Source organism: Sphingobacterium sp. 40-24 (assembly GCF_001899705.1).
Taxonomy (GTDB): Bacteria; Bacteroidota; Bacteroidia; order Sphingobacteriales; family Sphingobacteriaceae; genus Sphingobacterium; species Sphingobacterium multivorum.
The window spans coordinates 62,096-76,344 of the sequence record NZ_MKWH01000053.1 but is presented as its reverse complement, the minus strand read 5'-3'; the positions used below and the strand labels follow the sequence as shown (position 1 = coordinate 76,344).

Annotated in this window: 15 protein-coding genes; 5 read left to right on the top strand and 10 right to left on the bottom strand. The window is 38.6% G+C overall.

Features of this window, described 5'->3' with window-relative positions; translation table 11 throughout:
- Positions 1-526: 526 nt before the first annotated feature.
- Positions 527-1,042 (bottom strand): YegJ family protein, encoded by a 516-nt coding sequence (locus tag BGP15_RS19145; RefSeq protein ID WP_286770525.1) that lies wholly within the window; start codon positions 1,040-1,042, stop codon positions 527-529.
- A 349-nt stretch (positions 1,043-1,391) separates the two neighbouring features.
- On the opposite strand from BGP15_RS19145, the gene BGP15_RS19140 reads away from it, so the two are divergent.
- The 3 genes from BGP15_RS19140 to BGP15_RS19130 all read left to right on the top strand — a co-directional run bounded on the left by BGP15_RS19140 (position 1,392) and on the right by BGP15_RS19130 (position 3,888).
- Positions 1,392-2,441 (top strand): leucine-rich repeat domain-containing protein, encoded by a 1,050-nt coding sequence (locus BGP15_RS19140; protein WP_286770524.1) that lies wholly within the window; start codon positions 1,392-1,394, stop codon positions 2,439-2,441.
- Positions 2,442-2,583: 142 nt separating this feature from the next.
- On the top strand, positions 2,584-3,405 hold the full coding sequence (locus BGP15_RS19135; RefSeq protein ID WP_286770523.1) for a DUF6896 domain-containing protein: 822 nt from the start codon (positions 2,584-2,586) through the stop codon (positions 3,403-3,405).
- Positions 3,406-3,483: 78 nt separating this feature from the next.
- Positions 3,484-3,888, top strand: coding sequence for a hypothetical protein (locus BGP15_RS19130; RefSeq protein ID WP_286770522.1), 405 nt, complete (start codon positions 3,484-3,486; stop codon positions 3,886-3,888).
- Between the two features lie 47 nt (positions 3,889-3,935).
- Here BGP15_RS19130 and BGP15_RS19125 read toward each other — a convergent pair whose 3' ends face one another.
- The 6 genes from BGP15_RS19125 to BGP15_RS19100 form a co-directional block, all read right to left on the bottom strand.
- On the bottom strand, positions 3,936-5,342 hold the full coding sequence (locus tag BGP15_RS19125) for a sialate O-acetylesterase (RefSeq protein WP_286770521.1): 1,407 nt from the start codon (positions 5,340-5,342) through the stop codon (positions 3,936-3,938).
- 71 nt (positions 5,343-5,413) lie between these two features.
- Positions 5,414-5,611, bottom strand: coding sequence for a hypothetical protein (locus BGP15_RS19120; protein WP_286770520.1), 198 nt, complete (start codon positions 5,609-5,611; stop codon positions 5,414-5,416).
- Positions 5,612-5,776: 165 nt separating this feature from the next.
- Positions 5,777-6,115 carry a hypothetical protein gene (locus tag BGP15_RS19115; protein WP_286770519.1) on the bottom strand — a complete coding sequence of 113 codons (339 nt, stop codon included), beginning with the start codon at positions 6,113-6,115 and terminating at the stop codon, positions 5,777-5,779.
- A 141-nt stretch (positions 6,116-6,256) separates the two neighbouring features.
- The gene (locus tag BGP15_RS19110) at positions 6,257-6,808 is read right to left on the bottom strand and encodes a putative glycolipid-binding domain-containing protein (protein WP_286770518.1); all 552 of its coding nucleotides are present in this window, start codon (positions 6,806-6,808) and stop codon (positions 6,257-6,259) included.
- Between the two features lie 180 nt (positions 6,809-6,988).
- On the bottom strand, positions 6,989-7,660 hold the full coding sequence (locus tag BGP15_RS19105) for an Imm19 family immunity protein (RefSeq protein WP_286770517.1): 672 nt from the start codon (positions 7,658-7,660) through the stop codon (positions 6,989-6,991).
- A gap of 64 nt (positions 7,661-7,724) precedes the next feature.
- Positions 7,725-8,849, bottom strand: coding sequence for an aldo/keto reductase (locus BGP15_RS19100; RefSeq protein WP_286770516.1), 1,125 nt, complete (start codon positions 8,847-8,849; stop codon positions 7,725-7,727).
- Between the two features lie 377 nt (positions 8,850-9,226).
- On the opposite strand from BGP15_RS19100, the gene BGP15_RS19095 reads away from it, so the two are divergent.
- Entirely contained in the window at positions 9,227-9,745 is a 519-nt protein-coding gene (locus tag BGP15_RS19095) for a YciE/YciF ferroxidase family protein (protein ID WP_112375903.1), read from the top strand.
- A gap of 263 nt (positions 9,746-10,008) precedes the next feature.
- Positions 10,009-12,207 carry a hypothetical protein gene (locus BGP15_RS19090; RefSeq protein WP_286770515.1) on the top strand — a complete coding sequence of 733 codons (2,199 nt, stop codon included), beginning with the start codon at positions 10,009-10,011 and terminating at the stop codon, positions 12,205-12,207.
- Positions 12,208-12,301: 94 nt separating this feature from the next.
- Here the strand turns inward: BGP15_RS19090 and BGP15_RS19085 are convergent, their stop codons facing one another.
- From BGP15_RS19085 to BGP15_RS19075, 3 genes are all read right to left on the bottom strand, one after another.
- Positions 12,302-12,883 (bottom strand): NAD(P)H-dependent oxidoreductase, encoded by a 582-nt coding sequence (locus BGP15_RS19085; RefSeq protein WP_046675161.1) that lies wholly within the window; start codon positions 12,881-12,883, stop codon positions 12,302-12,304.
- Positions 12,884-12,959: 76 nt separating this feature from the next.
- Positions 12,960-13,889: a helix-turn-helix domain-containing protein gene (locus tag BGP15_RS19080; RefSeq protein ID WP_286770514.1), complete on the bottom strand. Its 930-nt coding sequence runs from the start codon at positions 13,887-13,889 to the stop codon at positions 12,960-12,962.
- A gap of 15 nt (positions 13,890-13,904) precedes the next feature.
- Positions 13,905-14,222 (bottom strand): sensor histidine kinase, encoded by a 318-nt coding sequence (locus BGP15_RS19075; protein WP_286770526.1) that lies wholly within the window; start codon positions 14,220-14,222, stop codon positions 13,905-13,907.
- Between the last annotated feature and the right edge of the window lie 27 nt (positions 14,223-14,249).

Below are 14,249 nucleotides of genomic sequence, written 5' to 3'. Positions count from 1 at the left end.
ATAAATCAATTAGTAACGTAAATTAGAAAAGTCCAATCCCAGCTGTCGGAAAAATGGGGTACTTACAAGTCTCCATAACAGTATCTATGAACACTAACTCAACTAGATCATAATTAAGATCAGTTTCGAGGTCGATACGTTTAAAATTAAGACGAAATTCACCGGATGCTGCGTTATATGCTAATCTAACACAGTCGTAATCATTATGTAGATCAAGATAAATACCATCCAAATCTATCGCTACATCGTTTTTAAATAATTCAGATTGAGGTAAACTAATCTTTCTCTTTATTTTTCCGCTAGTCATTTCTTAGTTCTTTAAATGTAGACTCGCATTTAACGATATATTATGCTATACTTTAACTCATATTAATAATTCCGATCAATAACAGCGAAGGTATCATGCCGTAGCTCATAGGGTCTAAAACTCCCCAATTGCATATCTATAATTAATAAAGCTCTCATTTATGAAACAATATTGCAAAAGTTTAGGATATGGAAATGCTTTTAACCAGTAAAAATACTCCTAGTCTTCTATAACAAAATCGATCGATTTATTAAATTCTTCCTTTTCCGATCCTGACAGTTGATCACGCATGGCTCGGATCGTATAACCTCCACGTAATATCCCCTTATCTAAATACATCCAATCTGATATGTTCTGTTTATCAATCACCACGGTATCGCCTAGAGCGACCTCTTTTGTAGAGACCGGACTGTTAGAGACAACGCCGGTAAATTGACCATTTTGATAGCTGATATCGCCGACCCAAATATGCTCTAAACTTTTATCAGGAGTATTATATGCTATTTTAAGTGCAAATGCTTCATACCCTTCTTGCGGTTTTTCAACAGCCTGTACAAACTGGTTGAGTGAGTTTTTCGCCTTTACTATAGCTGCGTTCATTGCTTCATCATCAGAACGGAAACCGATAACCTCATCATTTTCAATTTTATCTTTTATGGACGGAGACTGGCATGCCAGCAGCAGCGCACTACTGACGGCAACAAATAAAATAGGTCTTAAAATCTTTGATCTCATTTTTTAATATTTTGCATATACAATCTTTACTGAGCGATTTAAATAGCGCAAAAGAATTCGGCTTTAGCATTTCGAATTTCGTCGACAACGTTTACCTTCTTTTTACGGGCATTTTTTTTAAACAGCATATCTTAAAAATAGGAAAAATTGTGGTATTCGGAGATGGCGCACTTTTTTCGGCACAACATCATCCCCAGATCAGTTTTGTATTTCGCGATAATCTGAAGAAATACCGAATTGTCCCTCATTCAAAGATCCTTCCCAATCTATATCAATTTTCACGTTAATATGTGCGCGAAAACAGTTTATATTCAACAATTTTTTGCTATGTTTAGTTGTCAAACCTTTTATGATGAGCATACACAGTATAAATAGAGATTCAGGACATTACAGTATTTCAACAGGTTTTGAAGAGGCAGATTTAAAGGCTCTTGCAAAGGATATCAATACAAAATCCATCCAATTTTCCGATCCTTTATCGAATAAGGAAATAGATGTATTGGAAAGGATCTTCTTCTCCCAAAGGCCAGATATTGCATTACGGATTTTTGGACATTATGCTACAGCTTGTGACTTAACTTTTCTGAAGCGTATCCCTTCTCTAAGAAGGGTTTCAATAGATTGTCTGATCGACGCTACAGGAATTAATACTATCGCCCAGCTCAAAAACTTAGAAATGCTAGCTGTGGGTATTTTAAATTTGGATAATTTTGATTTTTTAGAAAAGATCAATCCTCATCTAAAAGAATTATCCTTATATCGCACCAGATCCAAGAAGCCGCAAATTGACTGTATTGAAAGATTCAAAAACCTAGAATACCTCTATCTTGAAGGACACCAAAAGGGAATCAATGCAATCAACAAACTAAAGGACCTCAAAAAAATTGTTCTCCGCTCGATCTCGACTCCCAACATTGATTATCTTAATGGCTTAAAATACCTGTGGTCCGTCGATATTAAGTTGGGGGGAATAAAAAGCTTTGAGGCACTAAAAACCTTACCATCTATTAAATACCTAGAACTTTGGCAAGTACGTGGACTTTCGGATCTATCATTCATTTCAGCGTTACCAACACTCCAAAATCTGTTTCTCCAATCGCTGAAACAGGTAACTGTCTTCCCAGATCTATCTAGCAATAAATCACTGAGACGGATTTCACTCGAAGATATGAAAGGATTATCTGACCTATCTTCCTTAAAAAATGCTCCAAATCTACAAGAATTCATTATTTGGAACGGAAATCAAAATGCCGAAAATTTCATACCTGTATTTGAAAATACTAATGTAAAAAGTGTCGGTGGCTTTTTGGGCAGTGATAAAAGAAATAACCGCTTTGCCGAAATAGCTCGGCAGTATCACAAAAAGACCTTTAAGAATGATGATTTTGTTTACGAATAACCTCAAAAAAATCTACTTAAAACGCTTGGCATTCGAGATGAATGACCGTATTTTCTCAACAAGGTGAATAGCAACAATGGGCAGTAGACATGGAAAAACGAATAAAAAATAGCCATAACTGATCGATTTAAAACGAATTGCATTGAACAGAACAACAGATATAATCACGATTAAGTCAATTGACCAAATTCCGACAGTAGATGAAATTAAATCCATTTCAAGGGAAATAGCTTTAAAGATTATTTTTGAAGGAAAGACGAATAAACAGCGGGAACAAGTCGGACACTACCTCGAACATGCACTTTCAGGTTTCCAAGTTTTGACCCATACGATCGAACCTGAACTAAACATTGTAAAGCTTATTACAGATCAAGAGATTGAAGACCAACAGGACTTTTTCGAACAATGTGCGAAAGATTACAGGAAACTAGGTGAGCAATTAGTATTTCTATTGGTCGACAAACTTGAATTAAACTTAAACAAGGATTTTCCACTTGATACATTTAACGAGTTAAAACGAGACGATCGACAGATAGGAACAGTTGCTGAATGGAGATATTTCATCCATGGTTTTCACTGCGGTTTTCAACATTTGACAACGGGACAATGTATTGAGGTTCCTCTTGCCTTCGGACTCGAGTTTGGCGATTTAGATCCATATTTTTTTATGAAATTTATCCTGTCGTCACCAGGCTATAGGCCTCTTCCAATTCCCCTATTTGTAGAATATGCCGACGGTTTAAGAATAATAAATAAAATGACCGCACTAGGAAAATTTGAAGAGATCCCTTCTACTGTTCCTGGCCACACTGGCACTGTTGTCGCAGATAGAGAGAAAGTTGAGATTAAATACGACCCGAATTTAGAAAAAATATTCGGAAAGCATATTGAGGGAATTAAGAAGAAATCCAAATTCAACCTTTGGAAGTTTCTTGGTGATAGAATAAACCAACGCGATCGATAAAGTTCCTAAAGCTGGGATATATGGTGAAACTTTTCGATTGGCGGATATTGGGACTCTTCCAAATTAAAAAGAAAATATATGAAAATGAAATATTACAGTCTGTTACTAATAATGATTATTCCGCTATTATCTTTGGCACAAGATACTGAAATAATCGGTATAGCTAGAAAAGTTTACCAGCAACCACAATTTCAGGAGATGTATAGAGACTATATTGAGCCCAAGGTAAAATTGAATAAAGCTCTTCCACTTCCTCCAAATTGGAAAACAGAAATTAAAAATGATCCAACTAATCTTTGGAAGGAAACCGAAGACAATAGAGAATACTATATTGTTACATTTCCCATTAACCCAGACATTGACACTGGATTTACAATGAACTATGCCGCGCAAGTATATATTTGGAAAGATAACAAAAAACCTTTTATCATCTTTTTAGGGCAAAATGGAATGGGATATCCACCAAATTGGGGGCAACAATAAATGGAAACAAACAAATTAACTGTATTCATATTTATCATACCAAAACGCTATTTAATTTTGCTCGTATCAACAGGCCAAGTATCAGTTCTAAAAGGAGCGACAGGTAAGCCTTCTTTACTAAATAAATTGCCAATCCCCGTATTACTAAATTGGTACCGAACAGCCACTGGATTTTTTACCTGCTTATTTGAAACAATCATCTGCTGACCCTTTACTTTTACAATGGCAGGATAAAATATCTTATCGACTCCCGAAATAAAAATTTCCTTACCTTCGTTTCCTTTTATTGTCAGACCGGATTCAGCATGGTCAAAATCAACCACAATTTGATTATTCTGCACGACAAATGACTTGTACATTGGGCTTTTATAATTACCTATACTTAGGCCATAAGTTTCCGACAAAGCATAGTTTGCAAGACGTAAACCAACGTCTTTTTTATTTGTCGGATGGATATTCAATGTATCGTTGACCAAATCTGAAATGACAACCATACCTGTATTTTCTGTTGCGAGAGTCTTAGTCTGTGCTTCTCGGAGTAGGGCTCCTACATGATGGTTGGAATACCTATTTGGCGCAATCTGTACATAATAGAAAGGGAAATTTTTATGCCAAGACTTCCGCCAGGATGCAATCATGGTCTCCATTAATTGGGTATAACTCGAAGCTGTTTCAACATTGCTTTCTCCTTGATACCATATCGCGCCAGCAATATTAAAATTAGTAAACGGTGCGATCATTGCATTATAGGCATAGCCTGGTGCAATCGGCCACCATGATGTAGATTTCTTTTGAGATGCCGCATCTTTTAAAATGCTATTATTTTCAATCAGTTCTGCAGGGGTCCATACCTCGGCTGGGGTACCGCCCCAGTTGCTACTAATCAAACCAATCGGAACATTCAATTCTTTGTTGAGGACTTTTCCAAAATAATAGGCAACTGCACTGAAATTTTTCAGGGCATTGCTGTCACAAACCATCCAATTTCCTTCATTATTATCTTGTACCGTTTGTGCAGTTGTCTTAGTCACTTGAAATAATCTAATATTAAGCTTGTCAAGTTGTGAAAACTCATCTTTAATACTGGAAATACCATTGTAATAGTTCCATTCCATATTGGACTGCCCACTGCAAACCCACACTTCACCAATAAATACACTGTCAAGAACAATTTTATTTTCTCCTTCAAATACAATCGTATAGGGTCCTCCAGCTTTCGGAGTATGAACTGACGTTTGCCATTTAGCATTTCCATCTGCTGTTACCTCCACGGTCTTATTGTCCCATGATGTGGTAATTCGGACTTTTTCACCCGGCTTGGACCACCCCCATATTTGGGACAACGATTGTTGCTGTAGCACCATATTGTTGGCCAGAATACTCGGTAACCGAATGTTCGCACGCGATGATAACGCAAAAAAACATAGAATTAGAAAGAAAAGAAATTTGTTCATAATATTGATTTATAGTGTAAGCTATCCACAAAAGACCTCTTCGAATAATAGTACAATTCGAAGAGGTCTTTTTATTTTGGTATATTAACTATCGCGATTCTAATATACGCACCTTCTGCAGATGTCAGCGAAAAATAAATTCCCTTTAACATATTTCCCAATAATGCGCCAATGGTATGCCAGGAGCCTAATAACAGCCATAGATTGTCAAATCTGGCTCTGCCAACCGGAACACCTTGTTCATTGTAGGGCGATAGATGTGTCGGCATAAGCAAAGCTACCTATAAAACAACTCCTTAAGGTCTATCTCCTGCAGGACCTTGGTTACGTCCGTCCTAGAAATACCATTGCTCTGGAAATGAAAGCCGCACAAGCGTACTTCGCTAAGGATAAAAAAAACTGCCTCAACAGTTGAGCAGTTTTTTTATAGGGTATTAATCCAACTTTTGATTATTGTGCGAGAAATCATCTACTTGCTTTTCGCCGATGACTACATCACCGCGGATGGATCTTAAGTAGCCTTCAAAAGCGATATTCAATCCTTCAATAATCACTTTATCATGTGCATCAATGTCGCCCAGTATTTTCTTGTCGTCATAGCTATCGCCAACGATTGCCAAAACGCAGCTCGAGCTTTGTTTTGGAAAAAGTCCAACACCTATTATTTCCTCGCCAAATTTTACAAACCAGGTTTCTTCCTGATGGTCGTCCGTCGTGTTCGGTATATGTATGGCCTGGCCGAGGTCCTCACATTTAATCATATCAAAATTCATTGTGCTCTGTTTATGTTACATAGCTAAGACAGCAATAAAAGGAATATTGTTTTTAGAAACTTCATCACGATTTCGCCTTTTCCTTTGGCTGCAACGCCGGAACCATAAATGGAAGTTCTTCGGAGCTCCGGAAGATGCTTACTAAATTTCGGCTGTCTTGGTAAATAATCCCGGATAATTGACCACTAAACCCAAATCATCTACTTCAAGATCGGCCTCAAAATCTTTCGGAATATTCTTGTATTGAAAGGTTAACATGTTCGTTTTCGAATAGTTCTGATGAACTGATTTTATCTCGTCATTTAGGATATCAAAATAGAGCACTTTGATACCCTTACTTTCCCCCATGTCAAGATTCAAATTATTGATGGGAAGCGTATTGGTAAATGGTGTAAGGGAAATATCAATATAGTCAATACCCTGAAAATCGTTTTTAACTGATCCGTTTATTTCCCAATTATTTTCAGTTTTATTTCCTTTTATTCTTTTATTAACGCCATTCACTTCATATTCAAAATCAAGACGTTGAACATTCCAATGCTCATCAATCTTCAAATGATATTCGAGGGTATAGATTTTATCTTCATAATACCCAATAATGTTGGAATCGACTAAAAAAAAGCCTCCCTCTTGTGTAAGTTTAAAATATTCAAGGGAATTGTAGACAATGCCCTTCCAAATTAATGTTTTCATCTTTAAAATTTATTTATCGCTAATCTTTGCAGACACTTTTGTCATAATCGGGGTGCAGTAAGGAATTTTTCAAAGCACTTTTTATTGGGCAAAGTATCAAAGAGCTTTTCAGCAATAACAACATAGCCATTTTCTTTGAAAGATCGCACCAGAATTTAATGAGCCGCGGGTCTGGCGTAACTATAACGAGCCGAGTTTTTTATTGCAATTTTTTTTTAAAATTTTATTCAATTCAATTACGTTTTCTTTATATCTTGGATATTTTCGAATATTTCGAACACTATGATTTTGATTGTTTACTGTACCCACTTCATCAAGCTCAAAAAAGACCTCGTCAATTAAAAGTCCGTTTGATATACATCTAGAAATATATTCCGCACTTTGTTCAAACTGTGGTACTGTCTTTAAATGGTTATATATAATCTGCTTCGCATGGTCTCTTTGCTCTCTTTCAATTGCTGTCATTGGTAACATAAGCAGAAATAATAGTTCAAACTGTTGAAGTGATAACAGTTCATCCCAAGTTAGAAACCAAGCTTCAAAATGCCCACCTAACTTCCCAAAGTAAATGTCGTTAAGAAAAAATCTAATTTCATGATCTTGAAATTCAATTAAGAAGGTCGTATCTCCATCTAATTTTCCTTCGATAAATTTTGAAACTTCTCCAAAGTCATCTAGCGAAAAAAATCGTTCTTCCCATTCCGCTAATTTTTCTTTGTCAATGCCGATAACTTCTAATGCTTCGTCAATGTTGATCTCGTTTATTTCGTCGTATCCATTGAACCATTTAATATAGCTATACCAAAAGAATGTATTGTCTTTTATGCTGTTTTGTGTAATTTGTCTATTCATATTTAGATACTGTTATTCAAATTCGATACGGCAAGCCAATTTATTTAAGGTACGATTTTAAATGCTATGCTTTTGGTAGGGGAGCATTTGCCGCAATTAATTTTTCATGTTTTAATTCTTCCCAAAAATCGGCGGAAATTTTAGTCTTGAAAGATTCCGCATTTTGAATGGCCTGCTTTACGGTATGTGCTCCGGGTATCACCCCTGAAACCTCGTCTGGTGCTGCAGCGAATTGCAATGCAGCTGTCCGCAGGTCTACAGCATGATCGTTCGCCACCCTTTGTAAAGCATTCAACTTTTCTTTAACCCCAGCAGGAAACGTCCCATCATACAGGTAGCGGTTCCTGCCTGACAGAAATCCAGCACACAGTGGTGCGCCTACAACAATCGACAACCCTCTCTCAGCGATCTTTGGGAAAACCTTATTCAAATCGTCATCATGTTTAATCAACGAATATTGGCAGGCTGAAAGAAAAATATCGGGATCTGCCACGTCCAATGTTTGCAAAATTGGTTCGATGGTATTGACACCTAGCCCCCATCCTTTTATTATGCCTTCTTCTCTCATTTTAGTCAGCTCGGGCATCGCTCCTTTCGCCGCTTGCTCAAAGTAACTTCCATAGCTGTCTTTCATATCACCATTGTCGGGTGAAAGATCATGAATATATACGATATCTATAGATGATAAGCCCATGCGCTGTAAGCTATCCTCTACGCTTTTTCTCACACCGGCAGCACTGTAATCGTATTGATAACGAAAATTCATTTTACCCTTCCATAACAACTGTTCCATAGTAAAGTCCTCTTTAGGTTCTAAGAGTCGTCCTACTTTAGTGGAAAGGGTAAAGCTGTCGCGTGGCTGATCTTTTAAAAACAAGCCCATTCTGCGTTCGCTGATGCCCAATCCGTACCATGGGGAAGTATCAAATAATCGTATCCCAGCATTCCAAGCTGCTTCTACTGCTTGGAGACATTCTAGATCTGCGTTTTGCTGAAAGCCATTCCCTAATGCCACGCCACCAAACCCGGCTTTATTATTGGAGCGAAAACGTCTGTGTTTGCTTAAATTATCAGGTTTTACCATACTATGTTCTTTAATTGTTCTTACCAAAATATTAGGTGCCGCTGCGCTAAAGATTAAGCCCGATCCTGCAAGGCCTGTTTGCACTATAAATTTTCTTCTTTTCATACGCGGTACCTTATCTAAATTCTCTTGACTGTTCTATTTATTTGCAATGGCCAAATTCAATATGCATATAGCAATCAGGATTCTTGCTAAAAAAACCATTCTCAGGCCTGCTTTGTTTTAGAAGATCATCACTATAGCAGACCATCGCTATCGCATGAAGGACGATCGCATACTATTAGTGACCACACCAAGAAATAGAATGGTATGATCCAGCACAATTACCAGCACAATTAAAAAAATTTGAAATAGTTGATCCCCGGCAAAACGTTCTAGACCTTTTCCAATAATTGTACTACCGATTTGACAAAACGGAAATCAAAATTAAGAATTTTTAAAAACGATCTTCTTCTGACTCATGTCCATCTCTAAAAAGAATTATGGCAAAATCGAATCAAAATCAGCAACAAATGCCAAACGAGCATTTACATGAGTTATTTGTAGACGAATTAAAAGATATTTTAGGCGCGGAGAAACAGCTCTTAAAAGGTTTAAAGAAAATGAGCAAAGCCGCAGAAGACGAACAATTAAAACAAGCATTTGAGGAGCACCACAGCCAAACTGAAGGACAAATCGAGCGGCTTAAAGAAGTATTTGGAGCGTTGGGCATTGCTGCCCGCGGGAAAAAATGTAAAGCTATGGAAGGTCTGCTGGAGGAAGCTGATGAAATCATCGAAAATTTTGAAGGCGATCCAGCACTAGATGCCGCACTCATTTCTGCAGCCCAAAAAGTTGAACATTATGAAATCGCCAGCTATGGTTGCCTTGTCACATTTGCAAAATTAATGAACCATACTGAAGCCGAGCAATTGCTTCAACAAACACTTGATGAGGAAAAGCAAACCGATACATTACTCACAGAAATAGCCGTCTCGTCAGTAAACGAGTCAGCGTCATAAGTTAATAAATGCCCGGCAATCCGGGCATTTATTATACCTGTGCAATCGTCCATTGAGGTATCTTTGGCAAAACACATCCTATCCCTAGCCACAATCACTTTATTTTCTTCAAAGCTTAGTTATTCCTTTCATCAGCCTAATTGAAAAACAGGACAAACACGTTTTCACCGTAGTTGTACCATAAACATCAATTGTTAAAACGATTGTTACCTTGCTTCTCTTCCTATAAGGAGACAAGCACATTATACGGTTAAGAAATTAGCATGATCATAAATCCCGTCACTCCTTGGACAGCAACGGTCCAGACTGATATAGCAGATTCTACGTCTATTTTTGAAATAGACCTAAAAACATACAGACTCAAAATTCATAATGCAGGCGATTCGATTTGGCTCGTGGTTATCTGGCCAACTGGCGCTAGCATAGCCTTTAGACTGGCCTTTGGGATGAATAGCAGGTTTGAAAAGGTGACGATCTCCGAAGCTCCCGATGAGATCCTGATCACTGCTTCTACTAGGTTAGCCTATTATCGAATCATTGTCTTCTTTCCCGAAAGTCTGCGCGCCACCTTTCGTTATACCACGACCTTGCGAACGAAATTACCGCTTCTTATCCCGTTTTGGCCCCGCGATATTGTTCCCTTGACTAAAGATGGAAATACTGAAAATACAGTGGGAAAAATACATGCCAAACAGGTAGGATGCCGGTCAGGACAGCTTTATTTTATTATGACAAAGCCAAAAGCCGGTTCGGTGTTCTATTTTCAGAATCTCACAGCCATGTCTCCCTATTGCCAGGAAACAGAAGTATCACTCCGGGAAACTGTCGGCGGTGAATGGCCAGAACTGGGGTTCCAGTTTCCTGTAAACGCTGAAAAACCATTGCCTGCCAATAAAGAATATATCATTTCGGATGCTTTTGTACAGCTCGATGAAAATATTCCCGAAAGTGACGTCGAGGTCGTTGAAAGTTACCTCGATTCACTGGCATCAATATACCTCCTCCTTCCTAAGCCTGAAGCCAGCCAACATAATTGGCTGCAGTCGGCTGAAAAGATCCTGGATAATATTTCGAACAACAAAGGTTGCTGGACACAAACAGACGGCAGTCCTTATCTGAATGCTTATGTGGGCGACTACAAAACGCCTGCAGAAATCATGGTGCAGCTTGCCGTCATACTCCCATTGCATGAGTATCTTACCTGGACCGGAGAACATCACCCTTTGTTGCAGGAGCTCTCCGATGGACTCACCTCATTTTATGATAAGTCTATAAAGAGTTTAGTCAGGTGGCACCCTTCGTTAAAAGATGACTTGGATCATTCCGAAGAGCAAAAGAGTGAGATGGTAATGGACTCCTGGTATCTACATCACCCCTTGTTAAACCTCGTCAGGCTTGCATTGCGAGGCGACAAGATGGCTGAAAAACTATTTTTGGATTCGATAGATTATGCGATAAAGGTTGCCAAACATTTTAACTATCAATGGCCTGTCTTTTATAAGATGACCACCTTGGAGGTATTAAAAGCCGAAACGGCTCCGGGTAAAGGCGGTGAAAAAGATGTCCCAGGGTCATATGCACACGTTATGCTCCTGGCCTGGCAGCTGACCAAAGAAAAACGATTTTTTCTGGAAGCAAGCAGGGCACTTAAAAGTTTAGACGGTCTGGCCTTTGATATATTTTATCAGGCCAACAATACGGCATTTGCTGCGGGGGCCTTTTTGGAGATGTATAAGGTGACCGACGATGAGCATTACCTAAAACTAAGCTATTGCTGCCTCGCCGGCATATTTAAAAACTGTCAATTGTGGGACTGCAATTATGGTTACGGCAAAAACTTTCCTTATTTTTTTTCTGTTTTTCCCTTGAAAGATGCCCCCTATACCGCGGCATACGAAGAGCTGGAAGTATTTGCTGCCCTGCATCATTATCTTGAGGTGGCAGCAGGAATGGCTATTCTTCCATCGCTAAAAATATTGATCCCGGAATTTATCAAGTATGCTGCGGGCCGACTCGCCTACTATTACCCTCCGCTACTCCCGACAGAAATGATTGCCGAAAAAACCAAAACGGGTGAGCTACAAAAAGACCTATGGATTCCACTTGAAGACATACATGATGGCTGGGAGAAAAGCGGTGAAGTCGGCCAGGAAGTATATGGCGCCGGACTAGCCTTTGGTATCATACCACGACAGTATTTTAAAGTGGACAATTGGGGTGGAATAGTTTTTATAAATTACCCAATTTTAAACTTTCGAGCCGGCAAAGATTCAGTCACTTTCCGATTGGAGGGCAGTGATCTGCTCCGGGCACAAATGAGGCTTTTAGGCTTTTCCAGGGAAGTATTAACCAAAATAAGCGTAGAACAAAAAGTTAAATCATCATATAAACCTGTGCATTCAAGTCGTATTGGTTTTTACGAATTAACCGGAGCTGGGATGGTTAGAATAACAAGAAAATAAATGAACAAAAAAGTTGATAGCATATCCGACCAAGATCACTTCCGTCCTCCCAAGAAGTTAATATAGCTGAAATTAACTTCTTGGTAAAAGGACTTTATCTAACCAAGGAATAAGCATCAACGATTTCCATTTTCCATGCTTCTATTGTTTCTGCTGCTGCACGGTCGGCACGGTCAAAGAATAAATGGCACTTCACATCGAAGCCACAATAGGTATAGATACCTCTGTCGGAGGTCAGTATTAGCGCCTTATCCATTTCTATTTCCTGATATTCAGCCTTGGATTTTCCATGTGAATTGATAATGTAGGCGGTCTTACCGGCCAACAGTCCTTTTTGTACTCCATTATCGTACCTATAGGCAAATCCGTAGCTGAATACCCTATCGATATATCCTTTCATCATAGCCGGCATACCTGTCCACCATATCGGATAAATAAAGGTAACAGCTTCAGCCCAGGCAATATGTTGCTGTTCCTTTCTAATTGCTTCGCTTACGATGCCCCTGCGTTGTCCGTCCATATCTTCAAGGGACAGCACAGGTTCGAAATTAAGCTGATACAGATCCCTGACTACAACTTCGTTCTTTTGTTGCAGGAGTGTTTCTTCAATGGTTTGCTTAAATAAGTGATTTAAACTTGCCGTATTTGGATGGGCATAAATAATAAGATGTTTCATTTTTTTTGTTTTAAGTAATTGAATAAAACAAAAGTAGCCTGAAAGCAAACGGAAAAATTGTAAGAAAACGAAAAGGCTATTCTCCTGAAGCCCGGCAGATATCTTGCTGAAATCGCACAAAATTTCTTGGGGAAAGGTTGATAAAATGCTTAAAATCCCGGATAAGCTGGCTTTGGTCGTAATATCCACATTCAGCTATAATTTCAAACCAGTCCACTTTTTTCGATGATAAAAGAACATGCTGTATCAGTTCAATTGCTTTTACAAAACGCTGGTATCGACTAAGCTCTTTGGAGCTATAGCCAAAATGCTTTTTTTGCGTCAATTGCACATTTCTTTCAGTTTGCCCGGTTTCTTCGGCAATGGTCTTGACTGGATTGCGTGAACTGTCTTTAAAATTAGCCAATAAAGCCGCGGTGCTATGTTGTGATTTTAAATAGGGTCTGCAAAAATCGAGAATGCAGTTTACTCGGTCTGATACACTTGTCATACCGTTCAACTGATGCCACAGGTAGCCAAAACAATTTTCACCCATAACTTCATCTGGGTTTATTGGCAAATGGTCTGAAAGAAATGCCTTTCCAAAAAAACGATAAAACGCATCGCCCTTGAAATTAACCACTAAAATTTGTGATCCGGGGAGAAGTGTGTATTCAAAGGCAGATTTTAAGGGACCTAGTACGATGCATTTGTCCACCTCGATTTCATTTTTGGCATCAGAAACCAATCGGACTATTGTACCAAAGTTGAACACCATAATAGTCTGAAAGGACGGCAACAATGTTTTCGTTAGGGCAGTTACTGAATTGTTCTCTGCAAAATAAAAATGAGAAAACACCGTTTCAAATTCGCTTGCAATGGGAAGCCTGTAACTACGGTATGTCTGTTCGTCTGCTTTCATGATTTGTGGCATCCATATTAAAACTGTTGATCTTTTACTACTGCTATTTTGGTGTTTCTCCTCTAATCTACGAACAAATTCAACATGATCAATTAAATCAATCATTTCCGAAGCTCAAATCTAATCTTGCTTCAAAAAGATCTTTATTTCTGTTCCTTGCCCAGGCTCACTTATTAAGTCAATCTTCCCACCAACTTGTGTCACAATCGTATTGACCAAATATAGACCTACGCCAGATCCATCGACCATTTTGGTTGCGCGTTTAAATTTCTCAAAAATCGTCTGCCGCACTTCTGGCCCCATGCCTATCCCATTATCCTTTACAGAAATAACGACATAGCCATCTTCCTTGAAAGATCGCACTTGAATTTCCGGAGACTGTGACTCTGGTGTATATTTAATCGCATTATTCATCAGATTATAGAGCACACTACGCAGCTTACGTCGTACGAAAGTAAATTCCGA